The sequence below is a fragment of the Paenibacillus sp. LX16 genome, assembly GCF_036252815.1.
GTDB classification, from domain to species: Bacteria; Bacillota; Bacilli; order Paenibacillales; family Paenibacillaceae; genus Paenibacillus; species Paenibacillus polymyxa_B.
This window is the reverse complement of record NZ_CP141152.1, coordinates 2177665-2196839: the sequence shown is the minus strand read 5'-3', so window position 1 is coordinate 2196839 and position 19175 is coordinate 2177665. Positions and strand designations below refer to the sequence as shown.

Sequence of the window (19175 nt, the reverse complement as noted above, 5' to 3'; positions counted from 1 at the left end):
ATAAACCGGCGTACCGGTTTCGTGCCCAAAAATAACCTTTTCACGTTGTAACTGTATATCAAACAGTAAAGAGTGGGTTTCCCCACTCTTTTAGCAACGGTTTTATCTCCATGATTACCAAAAAAATTATAACATAACCATAGTTATGTGACAAGTGCCAGAGCTTGACTACTGTGGTTCCGATTAAAACAGAGACAGCTGATTACTCTCTGGCAGACCTCGAAAGCAACCCATCTGAGACAGCATTTCGACAATGGTTTTACTAGCCTTCGATTTTTGTTGAAAATCCTCGACAGACAAAAATTCACCATGTTCACGGGAGGCGGCGATGTTACGTGCTGCATTGTCTCCAATTCCCTGAAGAGCTCCGAATGGCGGAATGAGTGAATCTCCATCCACCTTGAAGCGTGTAGCTTCGGAGCGGTACAAATCAATGGATTTAAAACTAAACCCGCGAGCCGTCATTTCCAGAGCCATTTCCAGGATCGGAAGCATCCCTTTTTCTTTGGGAGGTGCCTGAAAGCCGAGTTGCTCGATTTCGACAATCTTCCGTGCGATTGCATCATATCCCTGACAGCACAGCTCAATATCAAAATCGGCTGCACGTACTGAAAAGTAAGTCGCATAATATTCAATCGGATGATACAGCTTAAAGTAGGCTGTGCGCACTGCTGAAATAACATAGGCTGCAGCATGCGCCTTCGGAAACATGTACTGAATTTTCAGACAGGAATCAATGTACCACTGTGGCACCTTGCATTTTTTCATTTCCTCAATCCATTCAGCACTAAGCCCCTTACCTTTACGTACGCTCTCCGTAATTTTAAAGGCCAGACCTGCGTCCATGCCTGCCTTGTAAATCAAAAACAGCATGATGTCATCACGGCAACCAATTACAGTCTTGATGTTACAGGTATTATTCTTAATCAGTTCCTGTGCGTTCCCCAGCCATACGCCCGTGCCGTGAGACAGTCCGGATATTTGCAGTAAATCGGCAAAAGAACTTGGCTGCGACTCTACTAGCATTTGGCGTACAAACTTCGTCCCCATCTCTGGTACACCATAGGTAGCTACAGGCGTGCGGATTTGCTGGGGTGTTACACCGAGCGCCTCCGTGGAGTTGAACATGCTCATCACCTTAGGATCATTCATTGGAATGGTCGTAGGATCGACACCAGTCAAATCCTGAAGCATCCTCATCATGGTCGGATCATCATGACCCAGAATATCGAGTTTGAGTAGATTCGCATCAAAAGCGTGATAATCAAAATGCGTTGTTTTCCATTCCGAGCTTGTATCATCGGCGGGGTACTGTACCGGCGTAATATCCTCGACCTCAATATAATCGGGAACAACGACAATTCCGCCTGGATGTTGCCCGGTACTGCGTTTGACCCCTGTACAGCCCGAAGCCAGCCTGTTCAACTCAGCCCCACGCCATTTTTTATGATGCGCCTCTTCATATTTCTTTGCAAAGCCAAAGGCTGTTTTCTCGGCAACGGTACCGATGGTTCCAGCACGGAATACACTTTTCTCACCAAACAGTACTTTCGTATAGTTATGTGCGACAGGCTGATATTCGCCAGAGAAGTTCAAGTCAATATCGGGAACTTTATCTCCTTTAAACCCAAGGAACGTTTCAAACGGAATATCCTGTCCCTCACCCTTCAGTTTGCCACCGCATTTCGGACAGTTTTTGTCCGGCAAGTCAAATCCGCTCGGCACACTACCGTCCAAAATCCATTCGCTATGTCTGCATTCAGGATTACCGCAGATATAATGTGCAGGCAGTGGATTAACCTCGGAAATACCGAGGAAGGTAGCGACCACAGAAGATCCAACAGAACCCCGTGAACCTACCAGATATCCATCCTTATTTGACTTTTTAACCAGACGCTCGGAAATGAGATAGTTGGCAGAGAAACCGTATTTAATAATCGGCTCCAGTTCTTTTTCAAGGCGGGCTACGACCACTTCGGGCAATTCCTCACCATAGATGGATTTAGCCGTCTCGTAGCAAGTGTTGCGGATTTCCTCGTCCGCCCCATCCAGCAAAGGTGTAAACAGTTTGTCAGGGAACAGCTCCAGCTCCTCAAATCGATCCGCCAGCTCACTGGTATTCTTCACAACGACTTCATAGGCTTTTTCCTCGCCCAAAAACTCGAATTCTGCCAACATTTCGTCTGTGGTGCGTAAATGCGCATCTGGCTTACGAATATCTTTTAGCGGGCTAAATCCCGTAATGCCGTGTATCGTAATATCACGGTACAACTTATCTCGAGTTTCCAAATAGTGAACATTACCTGTGGCAATCACGGGCTTATCAAGTCGCCGTCCAATTTCGCATACTTTGCGTATTGCCGTTTTCAGAGCATCAGGCCCGCTTACCAATTGTTTTTCTACTAAATGCATATACATCGTCAAAGGTTGAATCTCCAACACATCATAAAACTGTGCAATTTCCTCGGCCTCTTCCTCGGACTTGTTCAACACAGCCTCGAAGAACTCTCCTTTTTCGCAGCCAGAAATAATAAGCAGTCCGTCTCTCATTTCTGACAATTTTGATTTAGGAATACAAGGCACACGCTTGAAATATTCGGTATGAGACATCGAAACCAGCTTGTACAGATTTTTTTTACCAATCGGATTGAGGGCATAAATACAGCAGTGAAAAGGACGTACGGTCGATAAATCCTTACCCACATAATCATTCAGACGATCGAGCATTTTTAAACCCTTAATTTGTTCTGCATCATTCAGCAAGCCATTCAGCACTTCAGTCAGTGCGACTGTATCGTCAATGGCTCGGTGATGGCTTTCGAGCGCCACTTTATATTTAGTCGTCAGCGTATTTAGACGATGGTTTTTCATTGTTGGAAACAGTAAACGAGCCAATTCTAGCGTATCCAGTACCGGATTGGTCATTTCAGGCAAACCCATATTTCGAAGGGTGGCCTGGATAAAGCCGACATCAAACCGCGCATTATGGGCAACCAATACAGCATCGCCAGCAAAAGCTACAAACTCCTTCATAACAGGTTCTACATCCGGCGCGTCCTTGACCATTTCGTCGTTAATGTTGGTCAGTTGCTGGATATTGTATGGTATGCGCTCATGCGGATTAACAAAGGTAGCATAACGATCAACTTCTTTGCCATCATGCATTTTTACAGCCGCAATCTCAATGATTTTATTCTGTGTAACCGATAAACCGGTGGTTTCAATATCAAAAACGACATAAGTCGCTGTTTTCAAATTTAATGGCTGTGCCTGCATTACAACCTCAACGGCATCATTAACCACATTGGCCTCAACACCGTAGATCATTTTAATGCCGTTTTTCTTTGCAGCCTTAGCGGCATCAGGGTAGCACTGCACACCGCCATGATCGGTGACTGCAATCGCCTTGTGCCCCCATTTGGCGGCTGTTTTAACGTATTGATCAATCGAGGCAACAGCATCCATTGCACTCATCTTTGTATGGAGATGGAACTCAACCCGTTTTTCCTCTGCATTATCCTTACGTGTGGGTGGAGCCTGTACTTCAACTAGATCAGAAGGAATCATAACCAGCTCCGGAATTTGCATAAAACGATCATATTCAACTCGCCCCCGCACTTTGACCCATTTCCCGTTAGCCAACAAACTGAGGATCTTCAGATCTTCTTTAGTTTTAGCAAACATTTTCATTTGCAGGGAATCACTAAAGTCGGTCAAATAATACGTAAACAACGTACTGCCATTGCGCAATTCTTTACTATCCAAACCGAAGATTGTTCCTTGTAAGGTGACTTTTTTCTCTTCGTCCTGAATATCTTGCATCGGAACAGCCGGTTCTTTGATGTCATAACCAAATTGAAGGCGTACATCTCCTTCTTCTTCATCCAAAGGCGGCATTTCGGATTCCATACTTTCCATCATCTGCTGAATAACTTCGCGTTCTTCCTGCATCTTCTTTTCTTGGAATTGCTGTAATGCCTCCTGGTTACTTTCACCCACCTGGACTTTAATACGCATAGAGAGGCCAAAATATTTATCGTAAAATTTGATGATAGCTTGATCTATCTGTTTTTTACGCGCCAGTTCCAATGACATACTGTCGCTCATCGTCAGCAATAAAAGACCGTCTTCCCACTCATGCACAGCCCGACTCATCCAACCGTTAACAGATGGGATCTCACGATGCACCCACTCTAGAAAAAGTTTCCAGTATTCACTGATGATATCACCAGGCTGAATCTGCTCACTATACTGAAAACGGAACGTAATTTTTGCGATGTGACTCATTTTTTCCTGTACTTGAATACAGAACGTACGATACACCTGAGCGGGGACCAGTGTCTCCTTGGCAATGGTGATATTCCAATCCTTATTGGTACGGCTAATCTCCACTTGATCAATCCAACCGTCCAAAAAATAAGGTTCAACCACTCCCGCTGGCATCCCAACTTGCTTCATCAGCAGTTCCAGCCGCTTTCTCTTTTCTTCAGCTCCGCCCATGGCTCTCCCCCCAGTTTTAAATTTACCAATTTGAAAACATGAAAAGCTTCTGCGTCAAAAACATCTCCGACCGCAAAAGCTTTTCGTAGCCCTCTTCAATCCTTCTCACAACGACATAGATCCTTCGGAACATTGTCCCGTAACAGCTACCATGTCAGCGAAAAGAATGAAGTGAGTATAGTGATATTGCCCTACTTCTATATTAGTACGCCCGTGCGAACACTACTGTGTGCTTGGCAGGTTTGCCACAGCACAAACATGTGGACTTTTGCTCGGTTGTTTTAAACGGTATGTTACGGCTTGTAGCACCTGTTACTTCTTTAACTTTGTCTTCACATTCTTCAGATCCGCACCAGCCTGCCAAAGTAAAGCCTCGTTTTTCTTCCATGAGAGTCTTCATTTCATCCAGCGTATCGACGGAATAGAAGTTTTCTTCCATGAAATTTTTCGCACGATCAAACATCTCCTGCTGTACCTGTGCGAGCATCGCGTGTACTTCCTCAACCAGATTATCCTGCTGCACGATTTTTTTCTCACCGCTGATACGAGATACGAGCACACAGACACCGTTTTCCATATCACGAGGCCCGATTTCCAGACGAACCGGCACACCACGCATTTCATATTCATTAAATTTCCAACCTGGACTTACATCGCTGCGGTCGTCCATTTTAACACGCACTCCCGCTTGTTTCAACTCAGCAAATAGTTCATCTGCACGAGCGATAACGGCATCACGCTTCTTAGGTGGTCCAATTGGAACCATAATAACCTGCGTAGGCGCAACTTTAGGAGGCAATGCCAGACCACGGTCATCTCCATGGACCATAATCAGTGCACCGATCAAACGTGTACTTGTTCCCCATGAAGTCGTATGCGCGAATTCCAAGTTGTTTTCACGACTCAAATATTTAATGTCAAATGCAACGGCAAAATTAGTTCCCATATAGTGGGAGGTCCCAGCTTGTACCGCCCGTCCATCCTTCATCATCGCTTCCAGTGAAAATGTATCCTTCGCACCTGCAAACTTTTCAGAAGGTGTTTTCTGTCCAGTAATAACCGGAATAGCCAGAACTTCCTCAATAACCTCACGGTATACTTCCAGCATTTTCATCGTTTCTTCACGTGCTTCTTCTTCTGTTTCATGGGCCGTGTGACCTTCTTGCCACAAAAATTCACTTGTGCGCAAGAAAGGCAGCGTGCGTTTTTCCCAACGCACTACATTAGCCCATTGGTTAATAAGCACGGGTAGATCACGATAGGATTGAATCCATTTGGAGTACATATGACCAATCATGGTTTCCGAAGTCGGACGAATTGCAAGACGCTCTTCCAGCTTTTCCCCGCCAGCCTCGGTTACCCAAGGCAGTTCAGGATTAAACCCTTCAACATGCTCTTTTTCCTTTTGAAAAAAGCTTTCTGGAATGAACATTGGAAAATAGGCATTACGGTGACCTGTTTCTCTGAAGCGCACATCCATAGCTTCTTTGATATGCTCCCAAATTTCAAAACCATCGGGGCGGAATACAATACATCCGCGAACAGGGGAATAATCCATCAGTTCTGCTTTTTTAATAACATCAATATACCATCGGGAAAAATCTTCGCTCTGCGGCGTAATTTCCTCGACAAACTGTTTATCGTTCGACATAGAAATGCATGTCCTCCCATACAGACCATTTTTATATAAGTCCGTCTCTAATTAACCATTAATTAAGCGTAAAATATCGTTATACGTGACCGCAATCATAAGCAGGAATAGCATAGCAAAACCAACGAAATGGACCATACCTTCCCTGCTCGGATCAACGGGACGTCCTCTTACCGCCTCCACACCAAGGAAAACAAGTCTGCTTCCATCCAGCGCCGGAATAGGCAATAAATTAAATATCCCCAAGTAAAGACTCATTATAGCAGTCCAATACGTCAACTGCTCAATCCCCTGCTTGGCAATTTGCCCCGTCACTTCAAAAGTACGTACCGGGCCTCCCAGGTCATTGATAGAAAAACGTTGAATGAGCTGACTGAATCCTTGGAAAATAATATCAGTCGTTCTGACCATGGATTGTCCGGCAAATTTGAACGTTTCCCCCACACCTGCTTGACGTTTTGGAAGTTCAGGCACAATGCCCACCTTGCCACCCTTTTGTCCTTCCATTGCGCGAGGTGTAATAGTAAGATCAAAGGTCTTATTATCACGGCGAACCGTCCACTTCATCGGCTTGTCTTGAGAATCCGCAATCAATTTGATCATGTTTTCAACATTCGCACCAATGGCTACTCCATTCACCGATTCGATGATATCTCCCTTATGCAAATCAGCTTCAGCAGCAGGCATACCTGCTGTAATTTCACTAATTTGGACATAAGTCGGGTTGTCCACTTGTATGCCGACCATCTGAATATGCAGACCAAACAAAATAAAGGCAAGAATAAAATTCATCAGTGGTCCAGCAAAAATAGCCAACGCACGCTGTCCTACTGTTTTACTCCCATACTGCCGATCCTTGGGTGCAATCTGTATGGATTGTCCTTTGGTTACCATCATCGCTTGCGGGTGCACAGTGTATTGCTGATCTTCGCCATCTACATCCAATTTTAAAGTTAACGACTGTTCCAGATCAATATCCAACACTTCGCCGCGCACCACATTCTTGCGATTATCCAGTTGATCCAGATAGATGGTCTTCACAACGTCATCCGTTACGCGTACAGCAATCGTTTGTCCGGTCTCAATTTCATTGACCTCCGGATCCTCTCCCGCCATGCGGGCAAAGCCACCGAACGGCAACAAACGCAACGTAAATCGCGTCTCGTTTCTTTTATAAGAAAACAGTTTCGGACCGAAACCGATCGCAAACTCCCGTACCAGAATCCCGGCGCGCTTGGCAAAATAATAATGCCCCCATTCATGCACCGTCACTATGACGAAAAACATGAGCACCGTCATCAACACTATTTGAATCGTTTCCAATCGTTTCCGTTCCCCTTTCAATGAGATCGAGTTTGTCTTCCTAGATTATCATTATTCTCCGATCCCGCACAAGAGAATCACATTTCGTTTCTAACCCAACATTAGCCTACAACCCCTCAGCTATGCTACGAGTCTCTCCGTCACATGCTTCAATCGCAGACAGATCAGGATTAGCCACATTGACATGCCGCTCCAGCACACGTTCAATAATAGCTTCAATATGCAGAAAAGAAATTTCTCCACGCAGGAAACGGGCAACAGCAATCTCATTAGCTGCATTAAATGCGGTCGGTGCTGTACCACCCATTTTACCACATTCGAAGGCAAGCCTTAAACAAGGAAAACGATTATAATCCATTTCCTTAAAATGGAGTCTGCCCACTTCAGCCAGTGACAACGGCTTCGCCGGGGACTTCATACGCTCAGGATAAGTCAATGCATATTGAATGGGTACTCTCATGTCCGGATTCCCAAGTTGAGCAACAATGCTTGTATCCTGAAACTCAACATAGGAATGAATAATGCTTTCCGGATGAAGCAACACATGAATCTGCTCATAATCAAGTCCGAATAGCCAATGCGCCTCAATGACTTCCAGCCCCTTGTTTACCATCGTTGCTGAATCAATTGTAATTTTGGCCCCCATTGACCAATTGGGATGCTTGAGTGCATCTTCCACTGTAACTTCACGCAACTGTTCTCTTGTCAAATCTCGAAAAGAACCCCCTGATGCTGTGAGAGTAATATGTGCCACATCTTTCATACGCTCACCATTCAAGCATTGGAAAATAGCTGAATGCTCACTGTCAATCGGCAGCAACGGCACTCCTTTCGCCCGAGCCCGCGCTGTGACCAGATGACCAGCAGTAACCAGTGTTTCCTTATTGGCCAAACCGATCTGTTTTCCAGCCTCAATCGCGGCCAGCGTGGAGTGCAATCCGACACTGCCCATTACAGCCGTCACAACCATATCCGCCTCTGTATTCGCAGCAAGCTCAACGAGTCCTTCATTTCCCCAATACAGTTCCATTCCAGAAGGCAGTAAAGGACGAATTTCATCCGCCAACTGCCGAGTAGCCACAGACACTTTTTTGGGTTTATAAAGATGCGCCTGCTCAGCAAGTAACTTTATATTAGAACCACCTGCTAAAGCCTCAATAGTAAACTGATCCGGGTGCATGGACACTACATCCAGCGTTTGAGTTCCAATAGATCCGGTTGAACCAAGTACCGTAATTCTTTTCATGATGCACCTTCCTATCCTGAAAATCACTTTTATCCAGGAGCTCATTGATTGTTATTCAGGCAGCTATGATACTGGTTCCAACCTTCTAGTAGCGCAGAGTGAGCAGCATAGAGATTAGCCTGAGCATAAACTGTAATCAATAGACTCATGGAAGCAGCATCAGCATATGTACAAATGGAAAAACGACAATCCAGCTGTCGCAGCGGTCTAGTATACCACCGTGCCCTGGCAGCAGATTACCGGAATCTTTGATGCCGTACACTCGTTTGTATGCAGATTGTACCAAATCACCCAGTTGTCCCACAACTGCACATGACAAACCGATGCCTATGGCTTTGTCCCATGGCAGCAGTCCACCTGATAATCCAGCGAATACCAAAGCTATAACCAACGCTAAAACGATGCCGCCAATGGATCCTTCGACCGTTTTGTTCGGACTGATCGCAGGCCACAATTTCGTCTTTCCTGCCATTTTGCCTACAAAATATGCCCCTGCATCACTTGCCCAAATACAAGCCAATAATAAAAATGTCCACAACAGCCCATGTTCCATATGACGTGATTCCGCAATATACGAAAATCCAAACCCTATATAAACGGTACCAAGAAACAATATAGCTACCGTTTGAATCGGGATTTTATTTTTTGTTCCTACCGTGATGATCATAAAAGCTATCATTACCAGCCAAAGCATACTGGCAAAGGGTAAGGGGGAGTGCAAACCTAAAGGTTCATACGGGAATACAAAAGCTAATATGCTTACGTATCCAAGTATTGCTGTACCTCCAAAAGGCGATACCTGCGTCATTCGTGCGAACTCATAAAATCCGATTAGGGCCATCGCCAATATAAGCAAATGGTAGGCCAAGCCGCCCCACAGGACCATCGCCAAAAAGAATATGCCTGCCAGAATACCGGTAATTAATCTCTGTCTCAACGGCTTTCATCCTCCATTTACTTCAGTCCGCCATACCGCCGTGTTCTTTGCTGATATTCGATCACTGCTTCGTATAAGTGTTCTTTCTTAAACTCAGGCCAATAAATATCAGTAAACCACAACTCACTGTAGGCAAGCTGCCAGAGCATAAAATTACTAAGTCTAAGCTCACCACTTGTTCGAATCAGTAAATCAGGGTCTGGCATCCCACTAGAAAGCAACGTATTACCGATCAGCTCAGATGTTATATCTTCTGTTTTAAGCTTCCCATCCGCAATTTGACGGCCCAATGTTTGCATGCATTCTGTGATTTCCAACCGACTTCCATAATTTAATGCAAAATTAAGAACAAGTCCGGTATTATTTTCAGTTCGTCGAGTCGCTTCAGTCAGCGCCTCAACGGTATGGGAAGGTAAATGTTCCTTATTTCCCATCATACGCACTTGCACATTTTTTTCAATCAGCTCATCTAGCTCAATAGCCAGAAATTCCTGCGGTAAGCGCATTAGAAAATCAACTTCGTCCTTTGGACGCGTCCAATTTTCAGTTGAAAATGCAAACAAAGTCAAATACTTAATACCCAGTTCATCCGCCGCAATTGCTGTGCGTTTCACTGCCTTCATTCCATTTTGGTGCCCTACAATCCGCGGCATTCCAATCCGTTTGGCCCATCTGCCGTTCCCATCCATGATGACAGCAACATGCTGCGGAATATTGTCTTTTGAAATGGCCGGTGTTTGCTGTTTTTGTTCCCCGTTCCACCAAGACCGAACCCGTTTGATCATTCCAGTTCCTCCAGCATTCTCTGAAAATGTGCCTCAGGCTTGAAAAGAGACAAACCCCACCGTAAGGGAGGGGCTGCCAATCTTTTAAACTTCCATAATTTCTTTTTCTTTTGCAGCTAAAACTTTATCCACTTCAGCGATAAACTTATCAGTTGTTTTCTGGATATCTTCCTGATGTTTGCGTGATTCATCCTCGGAAATATCACTTTTCTCCAATTTTTTGATGTCATCATTGGCATCACGACGAATGTTACGAATAGCGATCTTCGCTTCTTCACCGTTCTTCTTCGTCAACTTCACCAAGTCAGTTCTGCGTTCCTCCGTCAAAGCAGGAATGCTCAGACGAATGGTGTTACCATCATTCGAAGGTGTCAAGCCTAAATCGGATTTTTGTATAGCGCGCTCGATATCGGCCAAGGAAGATTTGTCCCAAGGCTGAATCATCAAGGTCCGGCTGTCAGGTGTATTGATATTCGCCAGCTGGTTGACTGGAGTCATTGCACCATAATACTCTACCTGTACACGGTCCAGTAAAGCTGGTGTCGCCCGTCCTGCACGCAAAGATGCAAGATCACGTTGCAATGCTTGGATTGCTTTTTGCATGCGTTCCTCAGCACTCTTTTTCACAGATTGTGGCATTAATTTACACTCCCTTTGACGATCGTACCAATTTTCTCACCCAGCACGACACGTTTAATGTTACCTTGCTCTGTAATAGCAAAGACAATCAACGGAATATTGTTATCCATGCACAACGAGGAAGCAGTAGAATCCATGACACCGAGGTTTTTGTTGAGCACATCCAAATACGTAAGCTGCTCATATTTCTCGGCTGTGCTATCTTTAAACGGATCAGCAGAATATACGCCATCCACTTTATTTTTAGCCATCAGAATCACTTCCGCTTCAATCTCAGCGGCACGTAGTGCAGCAGTAGTATCAGTCGAGAAGAACGGATTACCTGTACCTGCTGCAAAAATAACAACCCGACCTTTTTCCAAATGACGGATAGCTCTACGGCGGATGTAAGGTTCTGCAATCTGTTGCATCGCAATGGATGTTTGTACACGCGTAGGTACTTCAATCTGTTCCAAAGCATCCTGTAAGGCCAGTGAGTTCATTACCGTTGCCAGCATACCCATGTAATCCGCTGTGGCCCGGTCAATTCCGTTGGCACTTCCAGCAATACCACGCCAGATGTTACCGCCTCCACACACAATAGCAACTTCTACTCCCAGTTCCACTACGTCTTTGACTTGTTCGGCAATGGACGCAATCGTATCCGCATCAATACCGTAGCCGTTAGGACCTGACAGCGATTCACCACTAACTTTCAGGACAACACGCTTAAACACAGGTTTTTCCAAATGATCACCCTCCAATATCATTTATACTTTATGTAACAGGATAGGTGTCCTGTTGCAAGAAAAGGAACACTGATGTGTTCCATTTCCGTTTTTCCATATGCAATTACCGTTCGTTGGTAATTATTGTTTCACTTGAGACATAACTTCTTCGTAGAAGTTGTCTTCTTTTTTCTCCAGACCTTCACCCAGTTCAAAACGAACAAAGCGACGCAGGGAGATGTTTTCGCCAATTGTACTGATTTTTTCGTTGATAAGCGTGGAGATTGTTTTGTCCGGATCTTTGATGAAAGATTGCTCCAGCAAACAGAACTCTTCATAGAACTTACCAATGCGGCCTTCAACCATTTTCTCAACGATTTTTTCTGGTTTACCTTCGTTCAGAGCTTGTGCTTTCAGGATTTCTTTTTCTTTTTCGATCTCTTCCTGTGGCACTTCTTCACGACGAACATAACGAGGGTTCGATGCAGCGATATGCATTGCAATGTCGCGTACAAAATCTCTGAACTGGTCTGTTTTAGCTACGAAGTCTGTTTCGCAGTTTACTTCTACCAGTACGCCGATACGGCCGCCAGCATGAATGTAGGATTCAACAACACCTTCAGTAGCAATACGACCTGCTTTGTTGGCTGCAGCTGCAAGTCCTTTTTCGCGCAGAACTTCAACCGCTTTTGTCAAATCACCGTTTGCTTCTTCAAGCGCTTTTTTACAATCCAGCATTCCTGCGCCTGTTTTTTCACGAAGCTCTTTTACTGCGCTAGCATTAACTGCCATATTATTTCCCTCCAAATTTGATTTTCAGTGGTATACCATGCTTTATTCCTTAAAAAAAGGGTAGTGAGAGGTTATACACCTGCCAACCACCCTTTTCATTTAATTCATATAGGTATTTCCTAATGGAAATATTATGCTGTAGTTTCTTCGCCTTGGTTTGCTTCCATAACTGCATCAGCCATTTTACCTGTCAGCAATTTAACAGCGCGGATTGCGTCGTCATTACCTGGGATAACATAGTCGATTTCGTCTGGATCGCAGTTTGTATCAACGATACCTACGATTGGGATACCCAATTTGCGAGCTTCAGCAACCGCGATACGTTCTTTGCGTGGATCAATGATGAACAGAGCACTTGGAAGGCCCTTCATGTTTTTGATACCGCCCAAGAATTTTTCAAGACGATCTTTTTCTTTGCGAAGAATGATAACTTCTTTTTTAGGAAGAACAGCGAATGTACCGTCTTCTTCCCAAGCTTCCAGTTGTTTCAAACGGTCAATACGTTTTTGAATCGTTTGGAAGTTAGTCAGCGTACCACCCAACCAACGTTGGTTAATGTAGAATTGACCAGCGCGTGCTGCTTCTTCTTTAACGGAATCTTGTGCTTGTTTCTTCGTGCCTACGAACAGAATTGTACCATTCTCAGCTGCAATGCTTTTTACGAAGTTGTAAGCTTCCTCAACCTTTTTCACTGTCTTTTGCAAGTCAATGATGTAAATACCGTTTCTTTCAGTGAAGATATAACGATCCATTTTCGGGTTCCAGCGACGTGTTTGGTGACCAAAGTGAACCCCAGCTTCCAAAAGCTGTTTCATGGAGATTACTGCCATCTTCACGCACCTCCTAAGTTTGGTTTTTTGTGTGTCCTCCGCCGACATCATTTTTCATAAAGACTTTCCACGGGAAAGCACCCTCTATAAAATTAACCGACGTGCGTTTTTAACACCGTCAATTAATATACCATAACACTTGCATCGTTGCAACCAACTTTTCGACAATAGTTGGAACAACGCAAAATGTGACGTTTTACGCCTCTTATCGAACTTGTCAGCATGAATAAAAGCCGTCCACTTCCCGGTCTGGTCAGTTGGACGGCTTTTTCGTAATTTTAGTAATGATAGAGCTGAAATCCTCACCTTTAGCAAACTGATAGGTACCGGTACGAATTTTGGTATTGATTTTTTGGGCCTTAGCTGCTGCCTCAAATGCACTAGCATCCGATACAACCCCTGCCCGTTGCAATCCTGATGCCACACTTCTCAAATTGCTTCCCGATGCAATGCTATACTGCACTTGTGGGGTGGCAGGCTGTTTGGGGATATTGGGAGTCGTTGTAGTGCCAGACTTTTGAGTTTGCGGCTTATTCGGACTTTGTGGAACCGATGCGCTGGTCGAAGGTTTAGAAGCATCCGAGGATGTGCTGTTTGTAGGTGCCTTTGGTGTTGCCGGCGTTTGAGCTGGTTTAGCCTTTTGGGGTGCAACTGGAGTTTTATTACCTTCCTTGATCACCTTATTACGCCATTCCTCTTCTGTCATTTTCGGATCAGAGCTGTCACTGATCTGAAGATTTAATTCGGCTGCAGCCTTTTCTAATTGCTCTCGCGTCATGTTTTTCGGGTCTGTGGAAGATTGCTGTGATTGTCCCTGACCGATCATTGCCAGTTGCAACAGCAATGCCCCAGTTATAAGACCAGTACCCATGCCTAGCATAAATGAACGGTTTTTGATCACGTTACATCCTCCCGCTCCGCGAGTTGCAATATAAGCTGTACTTCACCCCGTTGAATGCCTGATTGCTTGGCTATATAGTCCACCGACTTGCCTTGCTCATGCAGCGCAAACAACTCTTGATAACGATCACGGATGGACTCTGCTTCCTGCTCAGTTTCAGCGTCTTGTAATGCCGTCTGCTCCTCTATAGTTATGAGGGGAGCTTCTGAACCAGAGTAGCCTTCCTGCACAGACATTCCAGGTTGCGGACTTTGAAATTGACCGTATGCAACCGCTGCCTGATGAGAAGTAGCTGTATGTTGTATTTCCTTAGATACAGGCTCGGTTTGCATAGAGACAGTAGCAAACATAGCCTGGCGCTCAAGCTCCATAATACGGCTCCGAAGCTCAGCTACTTGTTCCTGTAATGCCGCCTGCTTAACTGTATGCTCCTGCTTCATACCAGATACGAGCTCAATCAGCTCGTCATTGTCGTTTTCAATATCGGCCATATACTGCTCCAATGTGGCCTCGACCTTTTGAACGACGGCCCCTTCTGTTCCCCGGCCTGGCTGGCGCTTTGGCAGAAGCCAGGCGTAGACAACAGCTGCAGCGCCCAGCAGAACAATATAAATCCATGGTTGATCCACTGCCCATCGTCTCCTTTAATAACGCTTCTCCACCTGTCGGATCAGAGCGAAAAATCAATATGGTGTCCCTTGTACGGATGCTCTGCCGGATGCTCCTTAGACACCTCAGTCTCATCTGATTGGGAGCGGCTCTGCTGGGAAGAATCTCTGCTCTGCCCTCCTGTTTGCCGCTCACCAACGAATGTTTCCGCAGACTGATCTACGGCACTGCTTCGCTGACGCATGTTCTCCGTCTCCAGCGCGGCCTTTTGTCCAAGCAATGCTTGATCATTCATCGGCCGCTGTTGGGACTCACTTTGGTATTTTCCTGCTTCGCTGGTGCGAGGTACGGCAATTTGCAATTCAACAGCCTTCAAGCTCATTGGACCACACCCTTTCCGATTGGGCATCCGTATCTGTCTTCCAAGGAATACAATGTTGAATGTTGTTTATCAGTGTGCCGAATTACACGTAGGAGGACATGCTGATGTCTCCCTCATGATAATAAAACGCCATTCTTTCCACTGAATCTTTAATAAATTTTGTATATCTGCCGATAACTATTTTAGAACCACCGTAAATCACATTTTTCACTTCTACCCGTGCCCGGCTTGTATCCTCTAATGTTCGTTCAATTTCAAGCATTCTGGACTTGGTTTCCAAAAGCTCCTGTTCATTAGATTTTTTAGTAGATGTCAGCTTGATTCGCATAGCCATTCTTTCAGGTGCAAGCTGTCCGGCGGCGGCAAGCTGATCCAATATGGTAAGGGCCTTATTCGTTTTATCCTGGCTGTCTGTCTGCTGCTTCAAACGTGCGCGGAGTTCTGTCAGTTCATCGCGCAGTTCAGGAAGCACACCCACTTCGATAACAGTAGCTGTGGACATCGTATTACCGATGGTACGAGCCACTACCTTTTTACCAGCTTGTACACTGCCACCTACGATAAGCCCTTTGGTCCCCTCGCAGAGTACATTTACACTCGCTTTAATCTGGGAATGCATGATGCTCTGGGATACAAGTATATCGCCTCCGGCAATCACGTTACCATCTTGTATGAATGAGCATTTGACATTTTGTGCAGCTTTCACGAACCCCTTATGATATCCGATAATACCGCCAGTGATTTCCACTGAACCTTCCGCCTCAATTTCAGCGCCTTCCACACCACCGATGACACGAATGTCACCAGCCGCCCGAACGCGAAAACCTGTCAAAACATTCCCACGAATGACGACGGTTCCAACAAAATCAATGTTACCGACACTATAATCGACGTCCCCGTTCACTTCATATACGGGGAATACATTAAGTTTGCCCTTTTCAGTCGTAGTCACCAGTCCGTCAATAGCCGCATACATCGCAACACCTTCTGGATGGATCACTACATTTTTTCCGACTTTAAAACGCGCCTCTTTACCTGGAAGAAAAGGAATTTCCTCTCCGGTTACAGCAATCCCCGGTACACCTGGCAGAGGATCCACCCGTTCGGCAATCAGTTGACCACGTTTTACATTTCTTAAACGAGTTAGTTCTTTATAATCCACCCGTCCATCCACGGTTTCAAGCGGCTTATGTGCATCTTCGTCAGTCACAATATCAGCCAGATTAATTTTTCCGTCTGTGCCATGAATCGGCTGCTTTCCCTGAGCAATCAGTAATTTTCCGAAGAAATGATCTTCCGGACTTGCCGCAAATACGCGAATTGCATCGGTCATTAAACCGTAGGATATTTTTTGGTTGCTTAGAAAACGCTCTAATTCTTCCACAGAACAGGCAAAGCCTTCTTCACGTTTGGCAAACTCCAAGTAGGCGGTTTGTTTGTCAGGTGAGACAACCACTTTTAAAAACTGGTCCAAAGCATATTGCTTCTCCACAAGGGTGCTCCTTCCGTCTAACTGTTACTGTAACCTCCCGTACGTTAATCTTTACGCATTAGCAAATCCCGTTGTTTGTCCAATGTCGCTCTCAGACGTAATATTGCTTTGGAATGCAACTGTGAAATTCGCGATGGAGATAGCGACATGACCTCAGCGATTTCGCTGAGTGACAAATCCTCGTAATACAATAAAGAAACAACGATACGCTCTTTTTCAGTCAATTTATCAATGCCTTGTGCAAGGGCATCACGAAGTGTAAATTCATTGACCTTATGATCCGGATTTTTCGCCTTCTCGTCCACCAAAAGGGAAAGCCGTGTTTCCGATTCCTCTTCGCGGATCGGGTCCTCCAGGGAGACAATCGACATAACGGCGACCTCCTGGATCATATTTTGAAACTCTTTCTCAGAAACGTCCAAATAATGACTCATCTCTTCGTCGCTTACCGTGCGTAGATATCTTTGTTCCAAGTGCTGGTAGGCATCCTCGATTTTTTTCGCTTTTTCCCTAACTGAACGAGGAACCCAATCCCCTTGACGAAGACCATCCAAAATCGCTCCACGAACACGCCAAGAAGCATAGGTCTCAAACTGCAAGCCACGCTCATAGTCAAATTTCTCTAAAGCGTCAATCAAACCCATAACGCCGTTGCTCGCCAGATCATCTTTGGATACATTTTTAGGCAAGCCTACTGCAAGACGGCCTGACACATATTCCACAATATGGAGATACTTTTCAATTAACTGTTTTTTTGCTTCCTTGTCACCGTGTTCTTTCCATTGTTCCCATAGTTCGGAATGGTTTAAATGAGCGGCTTTTCGCTCGTTCATCGGCTTCACCCTCCTTATTTGTCTGTCAGGTGACGAACGGCCTTGGCCAATTCTTCAGGGTCCTTGTTGGAAACCAGCTTAGGTGGGTTTAAAGGTGCAAAACCATTATTCCCCTCGTCCTTCTTCTCTGGTTTCGGTTTCAGCAATTCATTCAGGTCTTCATTTTCGTCTGGTGTCGTCAGGTCCAGATTCCCCCCTACGCCATCTACCTGAGAGCTTGCCCGGCTTTGGGCATTCCCCAGATCTGGCCGCGCTACCACACCTAGTGTCCAGCGCAGCACAAATGCAAGTAGGAACCAAAAAACGAAGGCGATCAAGCCACGAATTAAGCTCGTGGTCAGCAGATTGCTGCCAACGGACAACACAAAAGTCAGAATAAATCCGACTACTCCAGACCAAAGATTAATGCGTAAGCTGCCAAATAACATGTTTATAATTCCTTTACACCTTTTTGTACGCTTCGAATATTCAAAACGCCAGTTTCAGAGTCCAACTCAATCGTTCGTCCATAATTGCCCCCTGTATCCTCCGCAATCAAAGGAATGCCGAGATCTACGAGCATTTCTTTACATGATTCTACATTACGTGGACCAATGCGCATGGTATCCCCACTACCGGCAAAGGCGAACATCTGCGCTCCCCCTGCCATTTTGGCAATCAGTCTGCGTCGTTCAGCACCCAATTTCAGCATCCGCTCAAATAACTCGGGCAGCGCCGTATCGGCGTATTTAGCAATATTCAGTTGCCCTTCACGTGCAATATCCGAGGATGGTAGCATCACATGTGCCATACCTGCCAGTTTCAAGTGAGGATCGTAGAGAGTCAATCCGACGCAGGAGCCAAGTCCTGTCGTGCGAATCGAGTTCGGGTTACTGGTAACATTTAAGTCAGCCATACCGACTTTAATGATGCTTTTATCCTCAATCATCGTTCATCGGGACTCCTAACGACCTAAAGATTTTCCCGAACGATTCTGGATCAGGAATCAGGAAAAATTGACCCTCTATCTGATTCTGCCCTTCCAGAAACGATGTGTCAATCAATAATGCAGCATCCCCCATCTGCCCAAACTGCAGCAGTCCGTAGCTAAGAATTGCACCTGCCATGTCCAACGCCAGTGCAGGGACTGTTGGATACATAGATAAACGTGTAAAATCGGCCAGCGAAGACAGATATGAGCCTGCTAAAATGTTTCCGATCTCAGACAGGGCTGAGTGCTCCATTTCATTAAAACTGTCCTCGTCATCTGAAGGAATATTCGCCAAACGGGAAAGTAAGCCTTTTGCCGCCTGAGGCTGCAATATGAAGAATAGATTGCCGGGGGCTTCCCCTTCTACCCTAAAAAATATTGCAACAACAAGTTGCTCATATCCGCCAACTTTGTCGGCAATTTCCTCAAAGGGCAGCATCTGTACTTTGGGGACACCCATGTCGACCGGTTTATTGAGAAGACGGGAGAGCGCTGTAGCAGCGTTCCCCGAGCCAATGTTGCCGACTTCTTTCAACACATCCAATTTGAAGTCTTCGAGATTACCAAGATTTTCCATA

Annotated in this window: 18 protein-coding genes; all 18 read right to left on the bottom strand. The window is 45.3% G+C overall.

Going from position 1 to position 19175, the window contains the following annotated elements:
* Positions 1–183 precede the first annotated feature (183 nt).
* Complete coding sequence (locus T3H97_RS10130) at positions 184–4500, bottom strand: PolC-type DNA polymerase III (RefSeq protein WP_328802437.1); 4317 nt, start codon at positions 4498–4500, stop codon at positions 184–186.
* A 202-nt stretch (positions 4501–4702) separates the two neighbouring features.
* Positions 4703–6151, bottom strand: a complete 1449-nt coding sequence (gene proS / locus T3H97_RS10125; protein WP_103047860.1) for a proline--tRNA ligase — start codon at positions 6149–6151, stop codon at positions 4703–4705.
* Between the two features lie 51 nt (positions 6152–6202).
* Complete coding sequence (gene rseP, locus T3H97_RS10120) at positions 6203–7474, bottom strand: RIP metalloprotease RseP (RefSeq protein WP_328802436.1); 1272 nt, start codon at positions 7472–7474, stop codon at positions 6203–6205.
* Positions 7475–7580: 106 nt separating this feature from the next.
* Positions 7581–8720, bottom strand: a complete 1140-nt coding sequence (locus T3H97_RS10115; RefSeq protein WP_328802435.1) for a 1-deoxy-D-xylulose-5-phosphate reductoisomerase — start codon at positions 8718–8720, stop codon at positions 7581–7583.
* 145 nt (positions 8721–8865) lie between these two features.
* Positions 8866–9657, bottom strand: coding sequence for a phosphatidate cytidylyltransferase (locus T3H97_RS10110; protein WP_328802434.1), 792 nt, complete (start codon positions 9655–9657; stop codon positions 8866–8868).
* A 17-nt stretch (positions 9658–9674) separates the two neighbouring features.
* Positions 9675–10442, bottom strand: a complete 768-nt coding sequence (locus tag T3H97_RS10105) for an undecaprenyl pyrophosphate synthase (protein ID WP_023988210.1) — start codon at positions 10440–10442, stop codon at positions 9675–9677.
* Between the two features lie 84 nt (positions 10443–10526).
* Complete coding sequence (gene frr, locus T3H97_RS10100) at positions 10527–11081, bottom strand: ribosome recycling factor (RefSeq protein ID WP_029517013.1); 555 nt, start codon at positions 11079–11081, stop codon at positions 10527–10529.
* Positions 11081–11809, bottom strand: a complete 729-nt coding sequence (pyrH, locus tag T3H97_RS10095) for a UMP kinase (RefSeq protein ID WP_013309918.1) — start codon at positions 11807–11809, stop codon at positions 11081–11083. The genes frr and pyrH overlap by 1 nt, the downstream gene beginning before the upstream one ends.
* A gap of 120 nt (positions 11810–11929) precedes the next feature.
* Entirely contained in the window at positions 11930–12580 is a 651-nt protein-coding gene (gene tsf / locus T3H97_RS10090; protein ID WP_013309917.1) for a translation elongation factor Ts, read from the bottom strand.
* 131 nt (positions 12581–12711) lie between these two features.
* Positions 12712–13410 carry a 30S ribosomal protein S2 gene (rpsB, locus tag T3H97_RS10085; protein WP_013309916.1) on the bottom strand — a complete coding sequence of 233 codons (699 nt, stop codon included), beginning with the start codon at positions 13408–13410 and terminating at the stop codon, positions 12712–12714.
* Positions 13411–13663: 253 nt separating this feature from the next.
* Positions 13664–14311: an endolytic transglycosylase MltG gene (locus T3H97_RS10080; RefSeq protein WP_328802432.1), complete on the bottom strand. Its 648-nt coding sequence runs from the start codon at positions 14309–14311 to the stop codon at positions 13664–13666.
* Positions 14308–14940: a hypothetical protein gene (locus T3H97_RS10075; protein ID WP_328802431.1), complete on the bottom strand. Its 633-nt coding sequence runs from the start codon at positions 14938–14940 to the stop codon at positions 14308–14310. The genes T3H97_RS10080 and T3H97_RS10075 overlap by 4 nt, the downstream gene beginning before the upstream one ends.
* Before the next feature lie 41 nt (positions 14941–14981).
* Positions 14982–15302 carry a hypothetical protein gene (locus T3H97_RS10070; protein WP_328802430.1) on the bottom strand — a complete coding sequence of 107 codons (321 nt, stop codon included), beginning with the start codon at positions 15300–15302 and terminating at the stop codon, positions 14982–14984.
* A gap of 82 nt (positions 15303–15384) precedes the next feature.
* Entirely contained in the window at positions 15385–16794 is a 1410-nt protein-coding gene (locus T3H97_RS10065) for a flagellar assembly protein A (protein ID WP_328802428.1), read from the bottom strand.
* Between the two features lie 44 nt (positions 16795–16838).
* Positions 16839–17627 (bottom strand): FliA/WhiG family RNA polymerase sigma factor, encoded by a 789-nt coding sequence (locus T3H97_RS10060; protein ID WP_013309911.1) that lies wholly within the window; start codon positions 17625–17627, stop codon positions 16839–16841.
* Positions 17628–17641: 14 nt separating this feature from the next.
* On the bottom strand, positions 17642–18055 hold the full coding sequence (locus tag T3H97_RS10055; RefSeq protein ID WP_328802427.1) for a hypothetical protein: 414 nt from the start codon (positions 18053–18055) through the stop codon (positions 17642–17644).
* A 2-nt stretch (positions 18056–18057) separates the two neighbouring features.
* Positions 18058–18555 (bottom strand): chemotaxis protein CheD, encoded by a 498-nt coding sequence (locus T3H97_RS10050; RefSeq protein ID WP_010346358.1) that lies wholly within the window; start codon positions 18553–18555, stop codon positions 18058–18060.
* Positions 18548–19174 carry a chemotaxis protein CheC gene (locus T3H97_RS10045; protein ID WP_071640509.1) on the bottom strand — a complete coding sequence of 209 codons (627 nt, stop codon included), beginning with the start codon at positions 19172–19174 and terminating at the stop codon, positions 18548–18550. Before T3H97_RS10045 ends, T3H97_RS10050 begins: the two co-directional genes overlap by 8 nt.
* Between the last annotated feature and the right edge of the window lies 1 nt (position 19175).